23 protein-coding genes and 1 pseudogene are annotated in these 25,140 nt (G+C 75.2%); 9 read left to right on the plus strand and 15 right to left on the minus strand.

What is annotated here, in order from left to right; translation table 11 throughout:
* The first annotated feature begins 30 nt into the window (after positions 1-30).
* On the plus strand, positions 31-873 hold the full coding sequence (locus GA0070614_RS07090) for a GNAT family N-acetyltransferase (RefSeq protein ID WP_088975197.1): 843 nt from the start codon (positions 31-33) through the stop codon (positions 871-873).
* 182 nt (positions 874-1,055) lie between these two features.
* Here the strand turns inward: GA0070614_RS07090 and GA0070614_RS07095 are convergent, their stop codons facing one another.
* Positions 1,056-2,252, minus strand: a complete 1,197-nt coding sequence (locus tag GA0070614_RS07095) for an FAD-dependent oxidoreductase (protein WP_088975198.1) — start codon at positions 2,250-2,252, stop codon at positions 1,056-1,058.
* A gap of 12 nt (positions 2,253-2,264) precedes the next feature.
* The gene (gene lgt / locus GA0070614_RS07100; RefSeq protein ID WP_088975199.1) at positions 2,265-3,419 is read right to left on the minus strand and encodes a prolipoprotein diacylglyceryl transferase; all 1,155 of its coding nucleotides are present in this window, start codon (positions 3,417-3,419) and stop codon (positions 2,265-2,267) included.
* Positions 3,420-3,522: 103 nt separating this feature from the next.
* Between lgt and GA0070614_RS07105 the strand changes: the two genes are divergently transcribed.
* Positions 3,523-4,008, plus strand: coding sequence for an NUDIX hydrolase (locus tag GA0070614_RS07105; RefSeq protein WP_088975200.1), 486 nt, complete (start codon positions 3,523-3,525; stop codon positions 4,006-4,008).
* Positions 4,009-4,166: 158 nt separating this feature from the next.
* On the opposite strand, the gene trpA is transcribed toward GA0070614_RS07105, so the two are convergent.
* Genes trpA through trpC form a run of 3 tightly spaced genes read right to left on the minus strand, consistent with a single transcriptional unit; the run spans position 4,167 to position 7,043 of the window.
* Positions 4,167-4,970 carry a tryptophan synthase subunit alpha gene (gene trpA, locus GA0070614_RS07110; protein WP_088975201.1) on the minus strand — a complete coding sequence of 268 codons (804 nt, stop codon included), beginning with the start codon at positions 4,968-4,970 and terminating at the stop codon, positions 4,167-4,169.
* 4 nt (positions 4,971-4,974) lie between these two features.
* Positions 4,975-6,210 (minus strand): tryptophan synthase subunit beta, encoded by a 1,236-nt coding sequence (gene trpB / locus GA0070614_RS07115; protein ID WP_088975202.1) that lies wholly within the window; start codon positions 6,208-6,210, stop codon positions 4,975-4,977.
* A 29-nt stretch (positions 6,211-6,239) separates the two neighbouring features.
* Positions 6,240-7,043 (minus strand): indole-3-glycerol phosphate synthase TrpC, encoded by an 804-nt coding sequence (gene trpC, locus GA0070614_RS07120; RefSeq protein ID WP_172892384.1) that lies wholly within the window; start codon positions 7,041-7,043, stop codon positions 6,240-6,242.
* Between the two features lie 489 nt (positions 7,044-7,532).
* Between trpC and GA0070614_RS07125 the strand changes: the two genes are divergently transcribed.
* Positions 7,533-7,802 carry a hypothetical protein gene (locus GA0070614_RS07125; RefSeq protein ID WP_088979289.1) on the plus strand — a complete coding sequence of 90 codons (270 nt, stop codon included), beginning with the start codon at positions 7,533-7,535 and terminating at the stop codon, positions 7,800-7,802.
* Here the strand turns inward: GA0070614_RS07125 and GA0070614_RS07130 are convergent.
* From GA0070614_RS07130 to GA0070614_RS07150, 6 genes and pseudogenes are all read right to left on the minus strand, one after another.
* Complete coding sequence (locus GA0070614_RS07130; RefSeq protein WP_088979290.1) at positions 7,795-8,382, minus strand: Trp biosynthesis-associated membrane protein; 588 nt, start codon at positions 8,380-8,382, stop codon at positions 7,795-7,797. The genes GA0070614_RS07125 and GA0070614_RS07130 overlap by 8 nt on opposite strands.
* Before the next feature lie 70 nt (positions 8,383-8,452).
* A complete protein-coding gene (locus GA0070614_RS07135) occupies positions 8,453-10,006 on the minus strand; it encodes an anthranilate synthase component I (RefSeq protein WP_088975204.1) in 1,554 nt (517 codons plus the stop codon).
* Positions 10,007-10,052: 46 nt separating this feature from the next.
* Positions 10,053-10,469, minus strand: coding sequence for a phosphoribosyl-AMP cyclohydrolase (gene hisI / locus GA0070614_RS31030; protein ID WP_088979291.1), 417 nt, complete (start codon positions 10,467-10,469; stop codon positions 10,053-10,055).
* 168 nt (positions 10,470-10,637) lie between these two features.
* Positions 10,638-11,432, minus strand: a pseudogene (locus GA0070614_RS31515) (phosphoribosyl-AMP cyclohydrolase); the annotation flags it as partial.
* Positions 11,433-11,483: 51 nt separating this feature from the next.
* Positions 11,484-12,488: an aldo/keto reductase gene (locus GA0070614_RS07145; protein ID WP_172892386.1), complete on the minus strand. Its 1,005-nt coding sequence runs from the start codon at positions 12,486-12,488 to the stop codon at positions 11,484-11,486.
* Positions 12,485-12,871 carry a MerR family transcriptional regulator gene (locus GA0070614_RS07150; protein ID WP_088975205.1) on the minus strand — a complete coding sequence of 129 codons (387 nt, stop codon included), beginning with the start codon at positions 12,869-12,871 and terminating at the stop codon, positions 12,485-12,487. Before GA0070614_RS07150 ends, GA0070614_RS07145 begins: the two co-directional genes overlap by 4 nt.
* 109 nt (positions 12,872-12,980) lie before the next feature.
* Between GA0070614_RS07150 and GA0070614_RS07155 the strand changes: the two genes are divergently transcribed.
* The 3 genes from GA0070614_RS07155 to GA0070614_RS07165 are packed head-to-tail and all read left to right on the plus strand — an operon-like array spanning position 12,981 to position 15,066.
* Complete coding sequence (locus GA0070614_RS07155; protein ID WP_088975206.1) at positions 12,981-13,721, plus strand: ABC transporter ATP-binding protein; 741 nt, start codon at positions 12,981-12,983, stop codon at positions 13,719-13,721.
* A complete protein-coding gene (locus GA0070614_RS07160) occupies positions 13,718-14,473 on the plus strand; it encodes an ABC transporter permease (protein WP_088975207.1) in 756 nt (251 codons plus the stop codon). Before GA0070614_RS07155 ends, GA0070614_RS07160 begins: the two co-directional genes overlap by 4 nt.
* On the plus strand, positions 14,470-15,066 hold the full coding sequence (locus GA0070614_RS07165) for a TetR/AcrR family transcriptional regulator (RefSeq protein WP_088975208.1): 597 nt from the start codon (positions 14,470-14,472) through the stop codon (positions 15,064-15,066). The genes GA0070614_RS07160 and GA0070614_RS07165 overlap by 4 nt, the downstream gene beginning before the upstream one ends.
* On the opposite strand, the gene GA0070614_RS07170 is transcribed toward GA0070614_RS07165, so the two are convergent.
* The 3 genes from GA0070614_RS07170 to GA0070614_RS07180 all read right to left on the minus strand — a co-directional run bounded on the left by GA0070614_RS07170 (position 15,063) and on the right by GA0070614_RS07180 (position 19,817).
* Positions 15,063-15,815 carry a DUF2470 domain-containing protein gene (locus tag GA0070614_RS07170; protein WP_088975209.1) on the minus strand — a complete coding sequence of 251 codons (753 nt, stop codon included), beginning with the start codon at positions 15,813-15,815 and terminating at the stop codon, positions 15,063-15,065. The genes GA0070614_RS07165 and GA0070614_RS07170 overlap by 4 nt on opposite strands.
* Positions 15,816-16,034: 219 nt before the next feature.
* Entirely contained in the window at positions 16,035-17,768 is a 1,734-nt protein-coding gene (locus GA0070614_RS07175; protein WP_088975210.1) for an ABC transporter ATP-binding protein, read from the minus strand.
* 171 nt (positions 17,769-17,939) lie between these two features.
* Positions 17,940-19,817, minus strand: coding sequence for an ABC transporter ATP-binding protein (locus tag GA0070614_RS07180; RefSeq protein WP_088975211.1), 1,878 nt, complete (start codon positions 19,815-19,817; stop codon positions 17,940-17,942).
* Between the two features lie 169 nt (positions 19,818-19,986).
* On the opposite strand from GA0070614_RS07180, the gene GA0070614_RS07185 reads away from it, so the two are divergent.
* The 3 genes from GA0070614_RS07185 to GA0070614_RS07195 all read left to right on the plus strand — a co-directional run bounded on the left by GA0070614_RS07185 (position 19,987) and on the right by GA0070614_RS07195 (position 23,740).
* The gene (locus GA0070614_RS07185) at positions 19,987-20,616 is read left to right on the plus strand and encodes a TIGR03085 family metal-binding protein (protein WP_088975212.1); all 630 of its coding nucleotides are present in this window, start codon (positions 19,987-19,989) and stop codon (positions 20,614-20,616) included.
* A gap of 215 nt (positions 20,617-20,831) precedes the next feature.
* Entirely contained in the window at positions 20,832-21,776 is a 945-nt protein-coding gene (locus GA0070614_RS07190; protein WP_088975213.1) for a terpene synthase family protein, read from the plus strand.
* Positions 21,777-21,913: 137 nt separating this feature from the next.
* Positions 21,914-23,740 carry an AMP-dependent synthetase/ligase gene (locus GA0070614_RS07195; protein ID WP_088975214.1) on the plus strand — a complete coding sequence of 609 codons (1,827 nt, stop codon included), beginning with the start codon at positions 21,914-21,916 and terminating at the stop codon, positions 23,738-23,740.
* 57 nt (positions 23,741-23,797) lie between these two features.
* Here the strand turns inward: GA0070614_RS07195 and GA0070614_RS07200 are convergent, their stop codons facing one another.
* A complete protein-coding gene (locus tag GA0070614_RS07200) occupies positions 23,798-25,108 on the minus strand; it encodes a low temperature requirement protein A (RefSeq protein ID WP_088975215.1) in 1,311 nt (436 codons plus the stop codon).
* Positions 25,109-25,140: the final 32 nt, after the last annotated feature.

Consider the following 25,140-nt stretch of genomic DNA (forward strand, 5'->3'; position numbering starts at 1 on the left):
TCCAGACTCTGGGACGTGTAGTCTCGCGCGGTGAATCCCGAGCACAGTGAGCTGTTCGCCCGGTTGGAGCGCTTCTACGACGCGGTGCCCCGCGACGCGGCCCGCGGCGAGGAACACGGCGGTCTCGTCCTGTTCGTCCGGGACGGCGCCGGCTGGCCGTTCTACGCCCGCCCCCGGCTGGACGCCACCGCGCCGCCCTCGCTGGCCGACGTGGCCGCCGTACGGGAGCGGCAGCGGGAGCTGGGCCTGCCGGAGGCCTTCGAATGGGTGCACGAGACCACCCCGGACCTGCTCGCGGTGGCCCGCGCGGCGGGGCTGGGCGTGCTGGAGGCGCCGCTGATGGTGCTCGACCCGGAACACCTGCCCGACCCGGCGACGCTCACCGACGTACCGGTGCGGGTGCTGGACCCGGACGCGCCTGGCTTCGCCGCCGACGTGGCCGCCCGCCGCGCGGTCGCCGCGGTCGGCTTCGCCGCCGCCGGCACCGCCCGTGGCGAGGCCGGACCGGCCGAGCGGGACGCCGCGGTGACCGAGCTGGACGTGGCCGCGCTGGACGAGGAGCGGGCCCGGATCGCCGACGGACGCCGGCTGTCGGTGCTGGCCGGCACGCCGACCGACGGCGCCCTCGCCAGCGGGATGGCGATGCGGGTCGACGACGTCGCCGAGATCGCCGGGGTGGCCACCCTGCCGACCGCCCGCCGCCGGGGCCTGGGCGCGGCGGTCACCGCCACCCTCGCCCGCGAACTGCGCGCCGCCGGCACCGAGCTGGTCTTCCTCTCCGCCGGCAGCGAGGACATCGCCCGGGTCTACCTGCGGGTCGGCTTCCGCCGCGTCGGCACCGCCTGCATCGCCGAACCCACCGCCCTCATCTGACACCCCTCCCCCGGCCCCCTCGCGCCTGTCCGCCCCGCGCGGCCCGGCGGACAGCGCGGTGATCAAGAGGTTTGCGCACTGCGCCTCGGCGTGTCGTCACGCAAACTTCTTGATCACCGAAGCACGGGGTGCCGGGCGCGGGACCGGCCGGCGGGTGGGTGGGGGGTGGGGGGATCGAGGGGTCAGGGGGTGTGGGTGGGGGGTCGCCACTGGGCGGCGGAGGCGGCGGCGCTGGAGAGCAGGCGGGGGTTGATCGTGCCCAGGGCGGCGTCGCGGGCCCGCAGCGCCAGCCGGCCACGGGCCTGCAGGACCGCCGACATCCGGCGGGTCTGCCGGACCACGGTCGCCGCGCGGGGCCGGCGCAGCCGGTCGTACGCCTGCACGGCGTCGGGCAGCCGGGACTCGCGCAGCAGCGACGACAGGGTGGCCGCGTCCTCGAAGGCGAGGCAGGCGCCCTGCCCGAGGTGCGGCGGCATGGCGTGCGCCGCGTCGCCGAGCAGCACCACCCCACCCGGCCCGGCCGGGAAGCCGTACGCCCGGGGCAGCGGCCGCAGCTCGCGGACCTCCTGCTGGACCAGGTCGTCCGGCTCGGTGGCGTCGAGCAGCTCGCCGACCGGGGCGGGCCAGCCCGCGTACCAGCGCTTGAGCAGGGCGAGCTGGGTCTCCGCCGGTTCGGGGCGGGGTGCGCCGGCGGCGGTGGCCACCCAGTAGATGCCGCCCCGGCGGGACGCGCCGGAGGAGCCGCGCTCGCCCAGCGAGGCGGCCACGAAGCGGTAGCCGGCCCCCAGCACCTCCCCGCCGAGCGGCTGGTCGGCGGGGAGTCTCGGGGCCCGGTACCAGGGGATCACCGCCCGCCAGGAGGCGGAGCCGGAGCTGACCACGGCCGCCTCGGGGGCGAGCTGGCGGCGTACCGCGCTGTCGGTGCCGTCGGCCGCGACCACCAGGTCGGCCTCGACCAGGTGGCGGCCCGCGCCGACCGCCGGGCGCTCACCGGAGCGGGCCCGTACGGTGTCCACGGCCACTCCGGTACGCAGCTCCACCCGGTCGCCGAGACCGGCGATCAGGGCGTCGTGCAGGTCCTCCCGGTGCACCACCACCGGCATCCGGTCGGCCGGGGTGGGGCGTGGCTGCACCAGCCAGTGGCCGTCGGGGCGGCGTACCCCGCCGTCGGGCAGCGCGGTGGCGATGGCGTCGAGGCCCGCGCCGAGGCCCAGGGCGTGCAGGGCGCGGACCCCGTTGGGCCAGAGCACCACGGCTGTCGGTTCCGGGCGGACCCGGTCGGCCCGTTCGAGCACGGTGACCTGCCAGCCGGAGCGGGCCAGCGCGCCGGCCACCGCCAGGCCACCGAGTCCGGCGCCGACCACCACCGCGGTACGCATGCCCCGCCCCGCTCAGCTGTCCCGGTCGGCGGGACGGGCGCCGGCCGCGCCGGCCCGGTCGTCCCGTTGCGGCGCGTCGTCGTCCGGGTGGTCGGCGTCCTCGTCCGGGTGCGCCGCCGGCGCGTCGGTCGCGGTGGGCGGCGCGTCGGCGGGCGGCACCTCGCCCGTCTCCTGGTACGCGCGGAACTGCTCCTCGTCCACCGTCCGGTAGCCCTCCGGCGCGGCGGCCCGCGCGCCGTGCTCGGCGCGGGAGAGGTCGACCTGGGAGACGTCCCCGCCGGGCGGCGGGACCGGGGCCGGGGCGCCGACCGGGATCAGGTACTCGCGCGGGCCCCGCACCCGCAGGAAGTAGATCAGCGCGCCGAGGAACACCAGCGCGGCGGTCCAGACGTTGATCCGGACGCCGAGGATCTCGTTCGCCTCGTCGGTGCGCATGATCTCGATCCAGAACCGGCCGGCGGTGTAGCCCATCACGTACAGCGCGAACGCCCGGCCCCGGCCCAGCTTGAGTCGCCGGTCGAGGACGAGCACCAGGGCGGCGACGCCGACGTTCCAGATCGCCTCGTAGAGGAAGGTCGGGTGGTAGAGCCCCGGCAGCAGGATCGGGTTGCCGGCCTCGTCGACCTGGGCCTGGCCCGGGTTGGCGGAGTCCATCTTGTGGACCTCCAGCCCCCAGGGCAGGGTGGTCCGGCCGCCGTACAGCTCGTTGTTGAACCAGTTGCCGAACCGGCCGACGGCCTGGGCCAGCGGCAGGCCCGGCGCGAGCGCGTCGGCCACCACGGCGAACGGGATGCCGAGCTGCCGGGCGGCGATCCACGCGCCGACCGCGCCACCGGCGACCGCGCCCCAGATGCCGAGACCGCCCTCCCAGATGTAGAGCGCCTTCAGCGGCTCGCCGCCGGCGCCGAAGTACTTCTCCGGCGAGGTGATCACGTGGTAGATCCGGGCGCCGATGATGCCGGCCGGGACCGCCCAGACCGCGATGTCGAGCACCGCGCCGGGGGCCACCCCGCGCTGGCGCAGCCGACGTTCGGTGAGCCAGCAGGCCAGCACGATGCCGAGGATGATGCAGAGCGCGTACGCCCGGATCGGCACCGGCCCGAGTTGCCAGACCGCGGTGCTCGGGCTCGGCAGGGCTGCCTGGGGAATCGACGAGGCGAGGGTCACGGGTGCACAGGCTACCGTTGCGGACCGCGTTCGCGGCACCCCGGTCCGCGTGGTGACGCGCCTCGGGTGACACCCGGTGTCGCGGTCCGTACCCTCTTCGGGTATGACCGGGCTCACCTGGGCGGTCGCGGCGGTCGTGACGGACGACGGCGGTCGGGTGCTGCTCTGCCGGGGTGGGCGGCGGTGGGCGCTGCCCGGCGGGCGGTTGCGCCGCCCGGCCTGCCCGGCCGGCGCGGTGGCCGACGAGATCCGGCGGGAGACCGGCCGGTCGGTCGAGGTGACCGGCCTGGTGGGGATCTACCACCTCTCCGACGCGCCCTGCTGGCGGCCGGCCGCGCCCGGGGCGGCGCCCGACGTGCTGGTGCACGTCTTCCGGGCCCGGGTCCTCGCCCGGCCCGACGCCGGTCCGCCGGCCGGGTGCGCACTGGGCTGGCACCGGCCGCAGGCGTTACCGGAACAGGTCACCCCGGTGACCCGGGCGGCGGTGGCCGACGCGCTGGCCGGCCGGTGGGGAGTGCTGCGCGACCTGCGTCCCGACGACCCCGCGCAGGCCGCCGTCGGATCGGCGGCGGCAGAGCAGCGGCCGTGAGCCGCCGCCGGGGCAGGGCGTCACCGGGACGGGACGCCGCCCGGGCCGGGCGACGCCAAGGTGCTGCCGGGACAGGGCGACGCCAAGGTGCTGCCGCGACAGGGCGACGGCAGGCGGGGTGCCGGGCAGGGGCGGGGTGCCGGCGGGGTGCCGGCGGGTCAGCGGGCCGGGTGGCGGACGCCCTCGGCGAGGTCGGCGCTGAGCGCCCGCAGCGCGGCCAGCCCGGCCGCCTGGTCCGGGGCTTCCAGCAGGCAGCGGATCAGGGCGCTGCCCACGATGACCGCGTCGGCGTACCCGGCGACGGTCGCGGCCTGGGCGCCGGTGCCGACGCCGAGACCGACGCCGACCGGCAGGTCGGTGACCTCCCGGAGCCGGGAGACCAGGACCGGCGCGGCGTCCGAGGTCCGCGCCCGGGCCCCGGTGACGCCCATGACGGCGGTGGCGTAGACGAAGCCCCGGCAGTGCGCGACGGTCATCTTCAGCCGGGCGTCGGTGGACGACGGCGAGACCAGGAAGGTGCGGTCCAGGCCGTGCGCGTCCGAGGCGGCCAGCCACTCGCCGGCCTCGTCCGGGATCAGGTCCGGGGTGATCAGGCCGGTGCCGCCGGCGGCGGCGAGGTCACGGGCGAACGCGTCGACGCCGTACTGCTCGATCGGGTTCCAGTAGGTCATGGTGACCACCGGCGCGCCGGTCGCCGCGACCGCCTCGACGATGCGCAGGGTGTCCGCCGTGCGGACACCGCCGGCCAGGGCGATGTCGCTGGCCTTCTGGATCACCGGCCCGTCCATCACCGGGTCGGAGTACGGGATCTCCACCTCGACGACGTCCACGCCCGCCTCGACCATGGCGGTCATCGCGGCGATGCTGCCCTCGACGGTCGGGAAGCCGGCCGGCATGCAGCCCACCAGCACGGCCCGCCCGTCGGCGCGGGCCTTGTCGAAGGCCACCCCGATCCGGCTCACGCTCTCACTGCTCCTTGTCGAGGATGCCGAAGTACTCGCCGGCGGTGTGCACGTCCTTGTCGCCCCGCCCGGAGAGGTTGACCACGATGACCGGCTCCCGGCCCAGCTCCTCGGCGAGCCGGGGGGCGATCTTCAGCGCGCCGGCGAGCGCGTGCGAGCTCTCGATCGCCGGGATGATCCCCTCGGTACGGCAGAGCAGCTCGAACGCGGCCATCGCCTCGGCGTCGGTCACCGGCTCGTAGGTGGCCCGGCCGCTGTCGTGCAGCCAGGCGTGCTCCGGGCCCACGCCCGGGTAGTCCAGGCCGGCCGAGATGGAGTGCGACTCGATCGTCTGGCCGTCGGCGTCCTGCAGCACGTAGGTGCGGGTGCCGTGCAGCACGCCGGAACGGCCGCCGGTGATGCTGGCCGCGTGCCGCCCGGTCCGCACCCCTTCGCCGCCGGCCTCGAAGCCGTACAGCCGCACGCCGGTGTCGGGCACGAAGGCGTGGAAGATGCCCAGCGCGTTGGAGCCGCCGCCGACGCACGCCGCGACCGCGTCCGGCAGCGCGCCGGTGAGCTCCAGGCACTGCCGGCGGGCCTCCTCGCCGATGCCCCGGACGAAGTCGCGGACCATCTCCGGGAACGGGTGCGGGCCGGCGGCGGTGCCGATCAGGTAGTGCGTGTCGTCGACGTTGGCGACCCAGTCCCGCATCGCCTCGTTCATCGCGTCCTTGAGGGTGCGCGAGCCGGTGGTCACCGGGACGACCGTGGCGCCCAGCATCCGCATCCGGGCCACGTTGAGCGCCTGCCGCTCGGTGTCGACCTCACCCATGTAGACCACGCACTCGAGGTCGAACAGGGCGGCGGCGGTGGCGGTGGCCACGCCGTGCTGGCCGGCGCCGGTCTCGGCGATGACCCGCTTCTTGCCCATCCGCCGGGTCAGCAGCGCCTGGCCGAGCACGTTGCGCACCTTGTGCGCCCCGGTGTGGTTCAGGTCCTCCCGCTTGAGCAGGATCCGCGCGCCGGCCTTCGCGGAGAACCGGTGCGCCGGGTAGAGCAGCGACGGGGTGCCGGCGTAGTCGCGCAGCAGGGCGTCGAACTCGGCGAGGAAGTCCTCGTCGGTCATCGCCTTGCGGTACGCCGCGTCCAGCTCGTCGAGCGCCCCGACCAGCGCCTCCGGCACGAACCGGCCGCCGAAGCGGCCGAAGTGGCCGGCGGCGTCGGGAACCTGGCCGGACGGGGCCGACACGTCAGCGCTCATGGCGGTGATCCTCTCGCGGGTGTCGAAGGTCAGCGCACCGGGCGGGGCGTGGCCGGGTGGTTACCGGCGTTGACCAGCTCGGCGACCGCCTCGCGCGGGCTCTTCTGGGTGACCAGACCCTCCCCGACCAGGACGGCGTCGGCGCCGGCCGAGGCGTACCGGATCAGGTCGTGCGGGCCGCGCACGCCGGACTCGGCGATCTTGACGACGCTGCTGGGCAGGCCGGGTGCGATCCGCTCGAAGACGGACCGGTCGACCTCCAGGGTACGCAGGTCACGGGCGTTGACCCCGATCACCTGCGCGCCGGCCTCCAGGGCCCGGTCGGCCTCCTCCTCGGTGTGCACCTCGACCAGCGCGCACATGCCGAGCGACTCGATGCGCTCCAGCAGGCCGACCAGCACGTTCTGCTCCAGCGCGGCGACGATCAGCAGCACCAGGTCGGCGCCGTGCGCACGGGCCTCGTGGATCTGGTAGCTGGAGACCACGAAGTCCTTGCGCAGCACCGGGACCTGCACGGCGGCCCGGACGGCGGCCAGGTCGTCGAGGGAGCCGCCGAACCAGCGCCCCTCGGTCAGCACGCTGATCGCCCGGGCACCGCCGGAGGCGTACTGGCCGGCCAGGTCGGCCGGGTCGGCGATCTCGGCCAGCCGGCCCTTGGACGGCGACGACCGCTTGACCTCGGCGATCACCGCCACGCCGGGCTTGCGCAGGGCCGCGTACGCGTCCAGCGGCGGCGGCGCGGCGGCGGCCAGTTCGCGGATCCGCTCCAGCGGAACCTGCTCCTGTCGCCGCGCCACGTCCTCGCGGACGCCGGCCAGGATCTCGTCGAGCACGCTTCCGGACGCTGCCGGACCGGCCCCGTCCCCCTCCGCGTGCGCATGCTCAGCAGTCACCAACGGACTCCCCTCTCCGGGTGTCATGGGCCGATGCTAGGGGGCGCCACCTGGCGACGGGTGCCGGGGGTATGGCGCTCCTCACGGAATGGGCTGTGGCATGATGGCCGACTTCCGGTGAACACCGGGTCACGCAGCGCCACCGCGCCGATCGACCGGCGTCACCGGCGCCCGCGGCGCGACCCCTCCCGGCCCATCGACCGACGCCCATGGACCATGAGACCACGCCGGCCGCCGGTCCGCATCACGGCGACGGCCGTCGATGCTGTGACCAAGCTCAAGGATGAACGGCCCTACCCAGGTCGTTCGCCCCGATGGACAGTTGATCCGCCCGTCACCGCGGCGAAACGTGAGCCGGGCAGCCTGGGACCAGGGCAGACTCGAAGACGCGCCTGCCGACCGTCGGACTTCTCGTGTGGGGTGACCACCATGAGCACTACGGGACCGAACCCGACCCTCGACATCACCACCATCTCCCGGACCGTCGCGTCGCTCGCCGTCGGCGTGGTGCACACCCTCGAACGCGCCGTGGTGGGCGAGAGCCGGATGCGGACCGCCCGGGGCAACGCGTGGGAGGCGGTCTGCGCCGACCGGGCCCGCGCCGACCAGCGCGCCGAACTGGACCGCCTCGTCGCCGAGCTGGCCGCCGCGCGGGCCGCCGCCCGGGACCGCCGCGAGGTCCGGCAGCCGGTCAGCTGACCGTCGGGTCCTCACCCCGGTCGAGCGCGTCCCACGCCTCCCGGGTGCCCCGCTCCGTCGCCGGCCGCCCGTCGGGCGTCGACCGCGGCCCGCTGCGGCGCTCGTAGCGGGCGCCCATCGCCGGCCACCGGTCACCGCGCAGCGCGGTCAGCCCCCCGCCGACGGCCACCAGCACCCCGCCGAGCAGGCAGAACGCCGGCCACTGCCGGCTCACCTCGCCGCCGAGGTCGGCGGCCAGCCCGTAGCCGCCGCCGGCCGCCACGGCCAGGCCGAGCAGCGCCAGCAGCGCGCCGAGCAGCCGCCGTAGGCGGGCCCGGGTGGCCAGCACCGCGCCACCGCCGGCCAGCGCGACCAGCGCCAGCGCGGACAGCCAGGGCAGCAGGTCGGCCCCGGAGCGGTCCTGGCGGGTCGCCGGCAGCGATCCCCGGCCGACGACCTCCACCGACCAGGTGCGGGTCGCCGCCCAGAAGGCCAGGCCCGCGCCGGCCAGGCAGAGCAGCACCGCGTACGTCAGCTCGCGCCGGCCCCGGTCGGCGGGGGCGTGGCCGCGCGGAGCCGACGGACCGGCCGACCCGGTCATCGCGACCACCGCGCGGGCGTGGCGGGCCGGCGGCGCGCGGCGACCGGCCGTGCGGCCGGGTCCGCGGCGCTCACCGGGCCGGCCGCAGGGTCTCGGCGGCGGCGATGGCGGCGAGCACCGCGGCGGCCTTGTCCCGGGTCTCCCGGTCCTCCGCGGCCGGATCGGAATCGGCCACCACCCCGGCGCCGGCCTGCACGTACGCCCGTCCGTCGCGGATCAGCGCGGTCCGGATGGCGATCGCCATGTCCAGGTCGCCACCGAAGCCGAAGTAGCCGACGGTGCCGCCGTAGAGGCCCCGGCGGACCGGCTCCAGCTCCTCGATGATCTCCATGGCGCGCACCTTCGGGGCACCGGAGAGCGTGCCGGCCGGGAAGGTCGCGGCCAGCGCGTCGAAGGCGCTGCGGTCCGCGCGCAGCGTGCCCTCCACGGTGGAGACGATGTGCATGACGTGGCTGTACCGCTCGATGGTGGCGAACTCGGGCACCTGCACGGTGCCGGCCCGGCAGACCCGGCCCAGGTCGTTGCGGCCCAGGTCGACCAGCATGACGTGCTCGGAGCGCTCCTTCGGGTCGGCGAGCAGCTCGGCGGCGAGCCGGGCGTCGGCCTCCGGGGTGGCGCCGCGTGGGCGGGTGCCCGCGATCGGGTGCAGCAGCGCCCGCCGCTCGCCGTCCGCGCCGGCGGTGACCTTCAGGTGCGCCTCCGGGGACGAGCCGACGATGTCGAAGCCGTCGAAGCGCAGCAGGTACATGTACGGGCTGGGGTTGGTGGTGCGCAGCACCCGGTAGACGTCCAGCGGGTCGGCGTGGGTGTCCCGCTCGAAACGCTGGGCCAGCACGATCTGGAAGCACTCGCCGGCCCGGATCGCCTCCTTGGCCTCCTCGACGGCCTTGCGGTAGCCGCCGTCGGGCGTCCGGCTGACCACCTCGCCGGCCGGGCGGCGGGCGACCGTGGAGATCATGGGCGGAATCGGACGCGACAGCGCGGTGGTCATCGCGTCCAGCCGCCCCACCGCGTGGTGGTACGCCGCCGTGACGGCGGTGTCCCGGTCCGGGTCGTCGAGCGGGGGCAGCACCGCGTTGGCGACCAGGATCGCCGAGCCGTCGTAGTGGTCGAGCACCACCAGGTCGGTGGCGAGCATCATGCCCAGCTCCGGCAGGGCGAGGTCGTCCTCGGTCAGCTCGGGCAGTCGCTCGAACCGCCGGATCAGGTCGTACCCGAGGTAGCCGACCATGCCGCCGGTCAGCGGCGGCAGCGCCCCGCCCGGGTCCTGGACCGGGCCGGCGAGCGCCTCGACGGTCTCGCGCAGCACCCGCACCGGGTCGCCGGAGGTCGGCACGCCGGCCGGCGGGGTGCCGGTCCAGCGGGCCTCGCCGTCGGCCTCGACCAGGGTGGCGCTGCTCCGCACCCCGATGAACGAGTACCGGGACCAGGCCATCCCGGCCGAGCCCACGCCCTGCTCGGCGGACTCCAGCAGGAAGGTGCCCGGGCCGCCGGCGAGCTTGCGGTAGACGCCGACCGGCGTCTCCGCGTCGGCCAGCAGCCGCCGGGTCACCGGCACCACCCGCCACCGGGCGGCCAGCGCGGTGAAGGCGTCGAGGTCGGGGCTGAGCGTGCCGTCGGTCATCGCGGGGCCTGCCTTTCGTCTGCGACCGGGGTGCCGCGCCGCGCGCTCACCGGGGGTCGGCTCCCTCGGCGGTGACCGGCAGCTCGGTGAAGAAGCAGGTGCGCTCGCCGGTGTGGCAGGCGGCGCCGACCTGCTCGACGCTGACCAGCAGCGCGTCGCCGTCGCAGTCGAGGGCCACCGAGCGGACGTACTGGTGGTGCCCGGAGGTGGCGCCCTTGACCCAGTACTCCTGGCGGCTGCGCGACCAGTAGGTCGCCCGGCCCGTGGTCAGCGTGCGGTGCAGCGCCTCGTCGTCCATCCAGGCGACCATCAGCACCTCACCGGTGTCGTGCTGGCGGACGACGGCGGCCACCAGGCCGTCCGGGGTGCGGCGCAGCCGGGCGGCGATGGCCGGGTCGAGGCGGGAGGGGCGGACCGGCCCGGCGGGGCCGCCGGCGGTCACGGGAGACTCGGGTACGGGCACAGTGAGCCATTGTCCCGCACGGGGCGCGGGCACCTGCGAGCCGTCCCCGCCCCGGCTCGCCGCCCGGCCGAGCTGGGCGACGTAGCGGTCCAGCCGGCCGTCCACGAGCGCGGCGGCCAGGTCCGCGCCGGCGACCTCGGCGATCCGGTCGGCGTACGGGCGCACCAGCGGGACGACCCCGGCCACCAGGCGGGCGGCGGCGGCCCCGAGCTGGCCGACGGATCCGGGGCGCAGCCCGAGGCAGAGCAGCATGTCGTCCCGGTAGCCGGCCGGGGCGACGGGCAGCGCGAGGGCCGCGGCGAAGGCGCCCCGGCGGGAGGCGACCCGCACGCCCGGGTTGGCCGGGCGCAGCACCGAGGGGCAGAGCCGGGCCAGGTCGGCGGCGGCCAGCCGGACCCCGAGGTGGTCGTCGACGGAACGGGCCGAGGCCACCTTGCCCAGCGTGGCGACCAGTTCCTCCAGCCGGGGCTGGTCGGCCGGCTGGCAGAGCACCGGCAGGTCGATGCGGCTCCGCCAGTCCTCCTCGGCCCAGAGCAGCCGGGCCGGCGCGGCGACCGGCAGACCGAACGCCCAGTCGGCCGGCTCGCCGAGCCGGTCGACCCAGGAGCGCACGTCGCGGGCGGCGACGGAGAGGTGCACCAGCCGGCCGTCCACCTCGGCGAGGTACGCCTGCCGGGCGGCGTACGGGGTGGCCTCCGCGCGGTCGGTTCCGCCCCGGGTCGGGCCACCCCGGGTCGCGCCGGCCTGGGCCGCGCCGCCCTGGGCCGGAACGGGCCGCCGGTTGTCGACCAGCACGTCGAGGTCGACGTCGCTGTGCACGGTGGCCCCCCGCCGGGCGTGGCTGCCGCGCAGCAGGATGCCGACGACGGGCCGCTCGGCGGCCTCGCGCAGCCGGGTCGCCCAGTCGTCGAGGAAACCGCCCTCCGGCAACGGAGCGTGATCCACTTCGCCATCGTGCCGCACGTCCGATCGGGCCGCAATGCCCGTTGACGGACCCGGTGTCCGCTCCGAAGGCTAGTGCCCGACCGTTCGCATTCCTGCCTCCGGATACCTTTCGCCGGCCACCGCCCCGGCGGGCACCGCCTGCCGCAGCCGCTCCTGCTGGGCGGCGGTGAGCCGGATGTCGGCGGCCGCCGCGTTCTCCTGGAGGTACCGCACCCGCTTGGTGCCGGGAATGGGCAGCACGTCCTCGCCCTGGGCCAGCAGCCAGGCCAGCGCGGCCTGCGCCGGGGTGCAGCCGATCTCCCCGGCCACCGCGCGCACCGCCGCCACCAGCGCGAGGTTGGCGTCGAGGTTGCCCTCGGCGAAGCGCGGCACCTGGGCGCGCCAGTCGTCCGCGGCGAGCTGGTCGCGGCCGGTGATCGCCCCGGTGAGCAGACCCCGCCCCACCGGCGAGTACGCCACCAGGGCCACGCCCAGCTCCCGGCAGGTGTCGAGCATCTCCCCCTCGACGTCCCGGGTGAACAGCGAGTACTCCATCTGCACGGCCGCGATCGGGTGCACGGCGTGCGCGGCGCGCAGGGTGGCCGGGCTGACCTCCGACAGGCCGAGCAGGCGCACCTTGCCGGCGTCGACCAGCTCGGCCATCGCGCCGACGGTCTCCTCGATCGGGGTGCCCGGGTCACGCCGGTGCAGGTGGTACAGGTCGATGGTGTCGACGCCGAGCCGGCTCAGCGAGGCGTCGCAGGCCTCCCGCGCCCAGGCGGCGCTGCTGTCGACGTACGCGCCCGGGGCGGCGGTGCCGCCGGAGGCGTCGCCGCGGAAGCGGTTGCCGAACTTGGTGGCCAGGAAGACCTCGTCGCGCCGGGCCCGGACGACCGGGGCGAGCAGCCGCTCGTTGGCGCCCGCGCCGTACATGTCGGCGGTGTCGAGGTGGTTCACCCCCAGGTCGAGGGCGCGGTGCAGGGTCCGGGTCGACTCGGCGTCGTCCCGGCCGCCGTAGGCGAAGCTCATGCCCATGCAGCCGAGTCCGATGGCGGACACCTCGGGGCCACCGACCCCCACACGGCGGCGGATCACCGGCCCTCCTCGGCCTTGCGGTAGATGTCGATCTTGTAGTTGAGCACCTTGAGGTCCTCCTCCAGTTCGGCCATCCGGGCCAGCACCCGGGCCCGGTGCGCCTCGAACAGCGCCCGGCGGGCGCCCAGCGTCCGGTCCCCGAGCCGGGCCAGCTCGGCGTACCGGCGCATGTCGCGCACCGGCATCCCGGTCCGGCGCAGCCGGGTGAGCAGCACCAACCAGTCCAGGTCCGAGTCGGTGTACCGGCGCCGGCCGGCGGAGTCCCGGCCCACCGGGGCCACCAGGCCCTCCTGCTCGTACCAACGCAACGTGTAGGTGGTCAGGCCGACGCGGGCCGCCGCCTCGCCCACGGAGAGGCCTCTCTCCCGAGTGCTGATGTCCACCCGCCCAGGCTTCCAGTTCGAGTGCGCTCGAAGTCAACCGTTGCGCAGCTCCGGATAACTCATCTACCGTTGAGTTCAACAGTTGATGAGTTTTGCGGGAGGTGGGGCGATGGACGACGCCATAACGGTCCGCGACCTGGTCGTGGACCGTGGCCGGCGGCGGGTCCTGGACGGGATCGGCTGCACCGTGCCGCGCGGTCGGGTCACCGGCCTGCTCGGGCCCAGCGGCAGCGGCAAGACCACCCTGATGCGGGCGGTGGTGGGGGTGCAGACGATCAGCGCCGGCACGGTCACCGTGCTGGGCGCGCCGGCCGGCACGGCGGGGTTGCGGCACCGGGTGGGGTACCTGACCCAGGCGCCGAGCGTCTACGCCGACCTGACCGTGCGGGAGAACGCCCGCTACTTCGCCGCGCTGCACGGCCGGCGCGCGGCCGACGCCGACCGGGCCGTGGCCGACGTCGGGCTCGCCGGGGCGGCCACCCAGCTCGTCGGCACCCTCTCCGGCGGGCAGCGCAGCCGCGCCTCGCTGGCCTGCGCCCTGGTCGGCGAGCCGGAGCTGGTCGTGCTGGACGAGCCCACCGTCGGCCAGGACCCGGTGCTGCGGGCCGAGCTGTGGGCCCGGTTCCACGCCATGGCGGCGGCCGGCACGACGCTGCTGGTCTCCAGCCACGTCATGGACGAGGCGGCCCGCTGCGACCGGCTGCTGCTGATCCGCCAGGGCCGGCTGATCGCCGACGACACCCCGGACGCCATCCGCGCGCACACCGGCGTCGACGACCTGGAGGAGGCGTTCCTCCGGCTGATCCGCGAGAGCGAGACGGGCCGGCCGGCCACCGGGGAGGAATCATGAACGCGAGGATCCTGACCGTGACCACCGGGCGCATCCTGCGCCAGCTGCGGCACGACCGGCGTACGGTGGCGCTGCTCGTGGTGGTGCCGACGGTGCTGCTCACCCTGGTCTACTTCATGTACGTCGACCAGCCCGCCCCGCCCGGGCAGCCGTCGCTGTTCGACCGGGTGGCCCTGGTGATGCTCGGCTTCTTCCCGTTCATCATCATGTTCCTGGTGACCAGCATCGCGATGTTGCGCGAGCGGACCACCGGGACGCTGGAGCGCCTGCTCACCACCCCGTTGGGCAAGCTCGACCTGCTCTTCGGCTACGGCATCGCGTTCGGCCTGGCCGGCGCGGCGCAGGCGACCATCGCCTCGGCGGCGGCGTACTGGTTGTTCGACCTGGACACCGCCGGCAGCGTCTGGCTGGTCGTGATGATCGCCGCGGTGAACGCGGTGCTGGCGGTCGCGCTCGGGCTGCTGTGCAGCGCCTTCGCCCGCACCGAGTTCCAGGCGGTGCAGTTCATGCCGGTGGTGGTGCTGCCGCAGTTGCTGCTCTGCGGGCTGTTCGTGCCGCGCGGGGAGATGGCCGGTTGGCTCCAGGCGGTCAGCGACGCCTTCCCCCTGTCGTACGCGGTGGAGGCCCTGCAGGAGGTCGGCGCGCACGCCGAGCCGACCGGCACGATGTGGCGGGACGTGGCGATCGTGGGCGGCGCGGCCGTGGTGGCGCTGGTGCTGGCGGCGGCGACCCTGCGCAGGCGCAGCGGATGACGCCGCGACGCACCGGCCGCCGCCCGGGCAACCCGGACACCCGGGACGCGATCCTCGCGGCGGCCCGCACGGCCTTCGCCGATCGCGGGTTCGACGCGACGTCGATCCGGATGATCGCGACGGCGGCGGGCGTCGACCCGGCGTTGGTGCACCACTACTTCGGCAGCAAGGACCAGCTCTTCCGGGCCACCGTCGACATTCCGGTGGACCCGGGGGAGCTGCTCCCCGCCGTGCTGGTCGGCGCGCGGGACGAGGTGGGCGCCCGGCTGGTGCGGCTGTTCCTCGGGGTGTGGGACTCGCCGGCCGGCGCGGGGGCCGTGGCCGTGCTCCGCTCGGCGGCCACCAACGAGTGGACCGCCCGGTTGGTGCGTGAGTTCCTGGTCACCCAGGTGCTGCGTCGGGTCCTCGACCACCTGGACATGGCGCCGGACGAGCTGCCGCTGCGCGGCTCGCTGGTGGCCAGCCAGATGATCGGCCTGGCGATGATGCGCTACGTGATCCGGCTGGAGCCGGTCGCCTCCGCCGACCCGGAGACCCTGGTGGCGGCGCTCGGCCCGACCGTGCAGCGGTACCTCACCGGGGACCTGGGCTAGCCGGCCGGCCGGACGTCCGGGCGGGCGGCCGCCGCGCGGGGGCAGAGCATCGGGTGCAGCAGCCGGGACAGCTCCGCCGGGTCGGCCACCGGGTGCGGGAACGGCAGCCGGGCCCGTCGCCGGTCGCCCGGCCCGCCGTACGCGACGACAAGGCCGTACCGGTCCAGCCGCACCACCCGGGGCCGGCCGCCGGTCAGGTCGAGCCGTCGGCGCAGGTACGCGGTGACCTCCGGCTCGTGGTGGTCGGCGAGGTCGGCCAGCAGCGCGGCCTCGACCGGGTGCAGCGGGTCCGGGGTGGCGGCCGCGTACCCGGTCGGGTCGATCCGGCGCACCGTTCCGGCGCCCTCCAGCCGGGCCTCGACCACCTCGAACCGGTGCATCCGGAAGCGGGTGCCCACGTCGAGCAGGTCACCGGTCGGGTCGACGGCGGCGAACTCGGCCGCGGCGTCGCGGGCCGCCGCGCCGGTCAACGGCGCCGCCCAGCCGGACACCCAGGCCCGCCCGAGCGACGGCGCGCCCGCGGCCGGGGGCAGATCCAGCACGTCGAGCACCACGGCGACGTCCTCGGCGGTCCCCGGGTGCAGCTCGGCGGCGAGGTCGCTGACCACCGGCACGAGCAGCAGCACCCGGCCGTCGGCGTCGGTGGCGTGCCGGACGTGGTAAGGGCCGGGCCGGTGGGCGAGATGCACCAGGCCGGGAAGCCGGCCGGCGACCAGGGTGCGGACGATCTCGGCGGGGCTCGGTCCCACGGGGCACCTCCAACGCAGGTTAGGCTCACCTAACTCGCACCCTAGTGCACGCGGGCGGGGTCGTCCACGCGAAGCCCGGAGCCGCCCCCGACCCTCGACCGGGCGACGCCGGTCGGCTCCGCGGCGGGTCTGCCGGCGGACGCGGTGGTGCGGGGACACGGACGTGACCGGCACGGCCGTCGGATCCGCCGGGGACGTCCACCGCGCCCGGCCGGCGGATCAGCGGGTCTGCTCCAACCAGGAGGCGTAGAGCAGCCCGTAGACCGAGTCCGGGTCCCGGACCAGCTCGTCGTGCGGGCCGCGCTGCACGATCCGCCCCCGGTCCACCACGATCACCTCGTCGGCGGCCTGGGCGGTGGAGAGCCGGTGCGCGATGGCCAGCGTGGTCCGGCCCCGGGTGACCGCGTCCAGGGTGCGTTGCAGCCGCACCTCGGTGGCCGGGTCGACGGCGCTGGTGGCCTCGTCGAGCACCAGCAGGTCCGGGTCGGCCACGTACGCCCGGGCGAGCGCGACGAGCTGCCGCTCCCCCACGCTCAGCGCCTCGCCCCGCTCGCCCACCGGGGTGTCCAGGCCGGACGGCAGCCCGTCGAGCCAGTCGGCCAGCCCCAGCTCGGTGAAGGCGGCGGTGAGCTGGTCGTCGGTCAGCTCGGGCCGGGCGAAACGGACGTTCTCCCCGACGGTGGCGTCGAAGAGGAAGCCGTCCTGCGGCACCATCACCACCCGCGAGCGCAACGAGGAGAACCGCACCTGCTCCAGCGGCACCCCGGAGAGCAGGACCGCGCCCTCGGTCGGGTCCATCAGCCGGGTCAGCAGCTTGGCGAAGGTGGTCTTGCCGCTGCCGGTCTCGCCGACCACCGCGACCCGGCTCTTCGCCGGGATGTCCAGGGTGACGTCGTGCAGCACCGGCGGTCCGCCCGGGTAGGCGAAACCCACCCCCGCGAACCGGACGTCCAGCGGACCGGGCGGCAGCTCCCGTCCCTGCTCCCCCGGGTCGGCCACGTCCGGCGCGACGTCGAGCACGTCGAGCACCCGCCGCCAGCCGGCGATCGCGTTCTGCGCCTCGTTGAGCACCTCGGTGGCGATCTGCACCGGCTGGATGAAGAGCGTCACCAGGAACAGGAACGCGGTGAGCTGACCCACGGACAGCGAGCCGTCCACCCCGAGGAGCACCCCGAGCACCACCACCCCGGCGAGCGCCACCCCGGCGGCCAGTTCCCCGACGGAGCTGCCCATGATGCTGATCCGGATGGCCCGCTGCTGCGCCGTGCGCTGGGCGTCGATCGCGTCGTCCACCCGACGGGAGGTCCGCCCGGCGATCCCGTACGCCCGGATCACCGGGGCCCCGACGACGCTCTCGGCGATGGTGCCGAGCAGGGTGCCGGTGCGTTGCCGGACCACCGCGTACGCCGCGCCGAGGCGCCGTTGCAGCGCCCGGATCACCAGCACCGCCGGGGCGAAGGCGGCGAGCACCACGAGCGTCAGCTGCCACGAGTACGCCAGCATGACGGCGGTGGTGACCACCAGCTGGCCGAGGTTGACCAGCAGGACCACCCCGCCCCACTGGAGGAACTGGGTGATCTGGTCGACGTCGCTGGTGACCCGGGAGACCAGCGAACCGCGCCGCTCCGACTGCTGGTGCAGCATCGACAGGTCGTGCACGTGGCGGAACGCCCGGCTGCGCACGTTGGCCAGCGCGGTCTCGCTGACCGTGAACAGCCGGCGCATCATCAGGTAGCCGCAGGTCGTGGTGACCACCAGCACTGCGGCGGTGGCGAGCACCACCTGGGCGACCACGCCGAGGTCCGGGCCGCCGGGGGCGGTCAGGCCGTCGTCGATGCCGCGTTGCACCGCCACCGGTACGGCCACCCGGCCCACCATGTAGACCACGGCCAGGGCCAGCGTGCCGGCAAGGCCGGCGCGCAGCTCCGGGGAGAGCGCGAGCCCCCGGCGCATCGTCCGCCAGGCGGACTCGGTGGCCTCCGGCCGCTCCGCTGCACTCCTCGCGCTCACCGGTGCCACTCTCCGCTCGCGACTGCGGGGCTCCGCTCCGCTGCACTCCTCGCGCTCACCGGTGCCACTCTCCGCTCGCGACTGCGGGGCTCCGCTCCGCTGCACTCCTCGCGCTCACCGGTCCACCTCGATCTCTAGGCCGGAGGTCAGCGGGGTGACCTCGTCGTACGTCCGGTTCTGCTCACGTTCCCGCTCGGCCTGCTCGTACGCGGTGACCAGGTCGGCGTACCCGCCGACGGTGGCGAGCAGCTCGCGGTGGGTGCCCCGGGCCCGCACCCGCCCGTGCTCCAGGTAGATCACCTCGTCGGCGAGCGCGATGGTGGCCCGGCGGTACGCCACCACCAGGATCGAGGCGGCGGCGCCCTGTCCACCGGCCGGGGCGCGCAGACCGGCCAGGATGGCCGCCTCCACCCGCGGGTCGACCGCGCTGGTCGCGTCGTCGAGGACCAGCAGCCGGGGCCGCCCGGCGAGCGCCCGGGCCAGGGTGAGGCGCTGCCGCTGCCCGCCGGAGAGCGAGGTGCCCCGCTCGCCGACCAGGGTGTCCAGCCCGTCGGGGAGCGCGGCGACGAAACCGTCCGCCTCGGCCAGCCGCAGCGCCGCCCAGACGTCGTCGTCGCCGATGCCCGGCCGGTCCAGGGTGATGTTGGCCCGGACGGTGTCGTCGAAGACGAACGGGACCTGGGCGACCAGGGCCACCGTCGAGGTGAGCGACTCGGCGCTCAGCTCGCGGACGTCCACGCCGTCCAGGGTGACCGTGCCGGAGTCCGGGTCGACCAGGCGCACCGCCAGCGCGGTGACCGTCGACTTGCCGGCCCCCGTCGGCCCGACCAGGGCGACCGTCTTCCCGGCCGGCACGGTGAAGGAGACCTCGCCGAGCACCTGGGCGCCGGGCAGGTGCGCCTCGGCCGGTTCGTAGGCGAAGTGCACGTCGTGGAAGGCCAGTGTGGCCGGCCCGGGCGGGTCCGGGTCGAGCCGGCGGTCGCCGTACGGCATCTGGCCGGTGGCGTCCAGGACCCGGCGGACCCGGTCCCAGCCGGCGACGCTGCGCGGCAGCTCGGCCAGCACCCAGCCGATGGCCCGCACCGGGAAGGCCAGCACGGTGAAGAGGAAGGCGACGCTGACCAGCTGGGTGACGTCGATCGCGCCCTGCCGCAGCCGGATCGCCCCGACCACCAGCACGGCCAGCGTGCCGAGGCTGGGCAGCGTCTCCAGCAGCGGGTCGAAGACGCCCCGCAGCCGGCCGACCGAGATCAGCGCGTCGCGCAGCTCCCCGGCGCGGGCGGAGAAGCGGGCCGTCTCCTGGGCCTCGCGGCCCATCGTCTTGACCACCAGCGCGCCGTCGAAGCTCTCGTGGGCGATGCCGCTGACCTCGGCACGCAACCGTTGCGCGCGGGCCTGGCGGGGGGCCATCCGCCGGGAGTAGACCACGTTGAGCGCGAAGAGCGCCGGGAACACGGCCAGCCCGACCAGGGCCAGCGCCCAGTCGGTGAAGAAGAGCGAGGCGATCGCGCCGACCAGCATCACCAGCGTGCCGACGGCGAAGGGCAGCGGGGCGATCGGGTACCAGGCCGCCTCGACGTCGGAGTTGGCGTTGGACAGCAGCGTCCCGGTGGCGTTGCGCTGGTGCCAGGCCAGCGGCAGCTCCAGGTAGCGGCGGGTGACCCGGCGCCGGTAGGCCGCCTGGAGGCGGTACTGCATGTAGCCGGCGCCGAGGCGACGGCCGAAGATGCCGACCACCCGCAGCACGCTGATGCCGAACAGGGCCGCCGCGGCCAGGGCGAGCGCGCCGACCGCGACGGAGCCCTCGGCGATCGACGGCACCACCACCTCGCCGACCACCGCGCCCACCACGTACGCGCTGGCGATCACCATGACGCCGAAGAGCACGCTGCCGGTCACCGCCACCGCGAAGATCCGTGGCTGCTCCCGGATCGCCCGGCCGAGGACGGAGAGTCCCCGCGCGATCACGTCCCGACTCGTCCTGCTCGCCACGCTCGCCCCCGCCGTAAGCCGCCTCGTATCTGTCCATCCTTACCGGTCCGGACCGGTCGCGCCGAGCCGGACCGACTATGTCCGCCGTCACGTGCGTGCCGTCGCGTCCGATCCGAGCCGGGCGCGCGCTCGACGCGCCGACCCGGACGGCGGGGCCTACCATGCCTGCATGCCGCGGTACGCCCGAACGGAGCGCGAGGCGCTCGCCGATCTGATGTGGGAACTGGGTCCGGACGCGCCGACGGTCAACGAGGGGTGGACGACCCGTGACCTCGCGGCGCACCTCGTGGTCCGCGAGCGCCGGCCGGACGCCGCCGGCGGCATCCTGCTGCCGCCGCTGCGCGGGTACGGCGAGCGGGTGCGCCTGCGCGTCGCCGCGCTGCCCTGGGCGGACCTGGTCGGGCGGGTGCGCCGGCCGCCGGTGTGGAGCCCGCTGAGCAACCCGCTCACCGACGAGCTCGCCAACACCCTGGAGTTCTTCATCCACCACGAGGACGTGCGGCGGGCCCGGTCGGGGTGGCTGCCCCGGGACCTGCCGGCCGGGCTGCAGGCCCGGCTGTGGAAGCCGGCCGGGCTGCTGGCGCGTACGGCGCTGCGCCGGTTCCCGGCCGACGTGCTGGTGCAGGCCCCCGGGCACGGCGAGCTGACCGTGGGCCGCGGCGGTGACCGGCTGCGGCTGGTGGGCGCCCCGGGCGAGCTGGCGCTCTTCCTCTCCGGCCGGCAACGGGTGGCCCGGGTGCAGATCGACGGCCCCTCGGCCGCGGCCGAGCGGCTCCGCACCGCCCGCCTCGGCTTCTGACCGTCACCGTCGCCAGGGCCGGGGCGGTACGGCCGTAATCGGCCACGGTCACCGTCCGGACCCGATCGATCACACGCGGTGAACGGCCCGCGCCATGCGCGAAATCGGTCAGCGGCTCCGGGTCCCACCATCCGTACTCACTCATCCCCGCCGATTCCTTTTCCCGTACCCTTCTGCGCGCGTCGGCCGATCCGGCCGGCCGGACAGGGGGGACCATGCGGAGCACGGCCGTGTCGGCGCTGCACGAGCCGCCCTTCGCCGCGCGGCGGCACGCGGACACCGACGAGGTGGCCGCCCAGAGCCTGGACTGGGCCCGCCACCTGGGGCTGGTCGACGCCGGGGCGCGATGGCACCGGCTGCGCCGGGCCGCCGGCGCCGAACTCGCCGGGCGGGCCTGCCCGCAGGCGCCGACCGACCGGCTCCGGCTGCTCGCCGACCTGATCACCTGGCTGTTCGTCATGGACGACGCCTGCGACGAGGACGGCCTCGGCACGCAGCCGACCCGGCTCGCCCCGACGGTCGGCCTCCTGCTGGACGTGCTCGACCGCCTCGGCGACCCGGCCGCGCCGCCGCCGGCCGCCGCCGGCCCGCTCGGCCGGGCGCTGCACGACGTCTGCCGGCGGGTCCGTGAGCAGGGTCGGCCCGGCCTGCTGCTGCGGCTGGTCAGCCAACTGCGGGAGTACCTGCTCGCCCTGCTCTGGGAGGCGGCCAACCGGGAGCGCCGGCGGGTGCCGGGCCTGGCGGAGTACGTGCAGATGCGGCGGCACACCGGCGGCGCCCGCCCCAGCATGACCCTCACCGACCTGGCGTACGACGGGCTGCCCGGCGTCGGGTTGCAGGTCGACCCGCAGGTGCTGGCCCTCGACGACCTCTGCGCGGACCTCGTGTGCTGGTGCAACGACCTGTTCTCGCACCGCAAGGAGCGACGGGTCGAGGCCGACGCGCAGAACCTGGTCACGGTGATCGCGGCGCAGCACGGCCTCGACGACGACGGCGCGTTCCGGGCGGCGGCCGACCGGTTCAACGACGGCCTGGCCCGCTACCTGGACCGGGAGGCGAGCCTCGCCGGCGATCCCTCCCTCGCGCCGTTCCTGGCCGCCCGGCGGGCCTGGATCCGCGCCACCTACGACTGGTCGCTGCGGGCGACGCGGTACGCCTGACCCGTCCACCTGGCGGGACTCGGCCGGATCACCGCATCGGGGGCTAGCCGATGCCCGGGTGCAGGCAATACTCTTCGGTAACCGCAGAGCGGCGTGACCCCCGTCACGTCATCCACCCCCTGAAGGCGGCTACAGCGATGGCTCTCGATGTACCGTACCGTTCCATCCCCGACATGTTCCTCAAGCGCGTGGCCGCGACTCCTGACCGCCACGCTTTCGCCCACCCGAACTCGGACGACTCCGGGCCGGTCTGGCTCACGTGGGAACAGGTCGGCCAGCGGGCCAAGGCGGTCGCCGCCGGCCTGCACGGCCTGGGTGTCGGGCTGGAGGACCCGGTCGCGATCCTGGCGAACACCCGACTCGACTGGGTGATCGCCGACTTCGGCATCATGTGTGCCGGCGGCGCGACCACCACCGTCTACCCCACCACGGAGCCCGAGGACGCGACCTACATCATCGCCGACTCGGGGTCGGTGGTGCTGTTCGCGGAGAATCCGGCCCAGGCGGCGAAGATCGCCGGCGCCGAGCTGCCCGCGCTCACCCACGTGGTGCTCTTCGACGGCGCCGCCGACCCGGCCGCGGCCGTACCCCAGCTCACCCTGGCGGAGCTGGAGGAGCGCGGCCGTACGGCGCTGGCGTCCGACCCCGACCTGATCGACCGGCTGGTCGCCCCGGTCGGCCCGGATCACCTGGCCACCCTGATCTACACCTCCGGCACCACCGGCCGCCCGAAGGGCGTGGAGCTGCTGCACGGCGGCTGGTGCTGGGAGGCGGTGGTGCAGGCCGAGACGAGCCTGCTGCGCGCCGACGACGTGCACTACCTCTGGCTGCCGCTGTCGCACTCGTTCGGCAAGACGCTGATCTGCGGCTCCACCCACGTCGGTCTGCCCACCTACGTCGACGGCCGGGTGGAGAAGCTGGTCGACATGCTCGCGGTGATCAAGCCGACGCTGATGTGCGGCGCGCCCCGGATCTACGAGAAGGTCTACAACAAGTCGGTCACCACGGCGCAGGACGCCGGCGGGGCCAAGGCGAAGATCTTCGCCTGGGCCGTCGCGGTCGGCAAGGAGAAGGTCGCCCTGGAGCAGGCCGGGCGTCCGCTCCCGACCGGGCTGAAACTGAAGTACGCGGTGGCCGAGAAGCTGGTCTTCAGCAAGATCCAGGCCCGCCTCGGCGGCCGGATCCGGGTGCTGGTCTCCGGCGCGGCGCCGTTGAGCAAGGAGATCGCCACCTTCTTCGCCGCGGCGAACCTGCCCATCTCCGAGGGGTACGGCCTGACCGAGACCAGCGCCGGGAACTTCGTCAACCCGCCGGACGGGCTGCGCATCGGCACGGTCGGCCGGGCGATGGGCGACCTGGAGTGCCGGATCGACACCGACGGCGAGATCCTGGTCCGCGGTCGTCCGGTCATGCGCGGGTACCACAACCTGCCCGAGGAGACCGCCGCCGCGTTCACCGAGGACGGCTTCTTCCGCACCGGCGACATCGGCACCCTCGACGACGACGGCTACCTGCGCATCACCGACCGCAAGAAGGACCTGGTCAAGACCTCCGGCGGCAAGTACATCGCGCCGTCGCACATCGAGGGCATGTTCAAGGCGATCTGCCCGTACACCTCGCAGGCGATCGTGATCGGCCAGGCCCGCAACTACTGCACCATGCTGGTCACCCTGGACCCGGACGCGATCAAGGGCTGGACGGCCGGCGGCCCGCTGGAGGGCCGGGATTACGCCGAGGTGGTGGCCTCCCCCGAGGCCAAGGCGATGGTGGAGGAGTACGTCGCCCAGCTCAACGCGAAGCTCAACCGGTGGGAGACGATCAAGAAGGTCACCATCCTGCCGCGCGACCTGACCATCGAGCACGGCGAGATCACCCCGTCCCTCAAGATCAAGCGGCGGGGTGTGGAGAGCAACTTCGCCGCCGAGATCGACCGGATGTACGAGGGCACCCTCGCCGAGATCTGACCGCGCCCGGTGGCCGTGCCCCGCCCCTCCCCCGGGGCACGGCCACCCTCGCCCGGCTCACAGGTGCCGTCCCCGCCACCGGGTGTGCTCGATCTCGGCGGCGTGTTCCTCCTCCTCGGCCACCCGCCGGACCTGGCGGCGCAGCTCGCCGTCGGTCACCGTCTGCGTGACGACGGTCGCGACGCAGACCAGCGCCAGCATCGCCAGCGACACCAGCTCCGGCACCCGGGCGCCGACCGGGGCGAGGACGACGAGCAGCAGCGCGCCCACGACCGGCGGCCAGCGCAGCGCCCGCAGCGCCCGCAGCCCGCAGGCGGCCAGCGCCAGCAGGTAGAGCGCCACCCCGCCCCAGAGCACCGAGACCCAGTACGCCCCCAGCGGCGGCCCCCAGGTCGGGGTCTGCGGGTCGGCCCCCTCGGCCAGCAGGTCCTTCAGTCCCAGGGCGAACATGATGATCCCGGTGATCATCGGCAGGTGCAGGTAGGTGTAGGCGTCGCGGGCCAGCCGAGCCCGGGCGACCGGCTCCCGGGTCCGGTGCAGCGCCTGTTCGACCGCCAGGGCCAGGGTGTCGAAGTACGCCCACCACAGCGCCGAGGCCACCGCGATGCCGAGCACGGCGCCGACCACGACCGACCAGGTCAGCGACAGTTCGGTGGCGAACCTCGGACCGAACCCCAGCGCGATGATGGACTCTCCCAGCGCCACCAGCACGATCAGCGCGTGCCGCTCCGCCCAGTGCCCCGCCGAGAGCACCACCCATTGCCGCCGGCCGAGCGTGACGCCGCCGACGTACTCGGTGAGCAGGGCCGCGAGCCACAGGGCCAGCCGGATGAACCGCTGCGTATCGCCCTCGGCGAGTCGGTGCGGCACCAGCGCCGCGACGACCAGGAAACCGGTGGCGATCACCGGCAGCGCCGCGAGCAACACCCACCGGCGGAACCGGACCGGGTCACCCCAGGCCACCCAGCCGAAGACACCGAGCTGGAGGGCCCGGATCAGGAAGTAGCAGCCGGCGAAGACGAGCGGCCCGTCGAGCCCGCCGGGCCGGTCGACGAACGCCTTGGGCATGACCAGGGCGAGCAGGAACGTCGCGGCGAGGGTGAGGAAGCCGACCGCCGGCAGGACGCCCCGGTCGGTGCGGACGGCGTTGCCGAGCCCGGTGAACCCGGTCCAGCACCACCAGAGCAGTGACAGCACCAGCAGGGCGCTGACCAGGCCGGGCACGGTCGCCCGGGCCGACGTGACCGAGGTGACGGTCAGGAAGGCGAAGACGAAGACCAGGTCGTAGTAGAGCTCCAGCCGGCTGGTGCGCGAGCCGGGCGCGCCGGGCCGCCACCCCCGCGTCCGCCTCCCCCCGCCGTCGCCCACCCCGGCAGTCTCGCAACGGCCCGGGCCGTCCG

The organism is Micromonospora coxensis (genome assembly GCF_900090295.1).
Taxonomy (GTDB): domain Bacteria; phylum Actinomycetota; class Actinomycetes; order Mycobacteriales; family Micromonosporaceae; genus Micromonospora; species Micromonospora coxensis.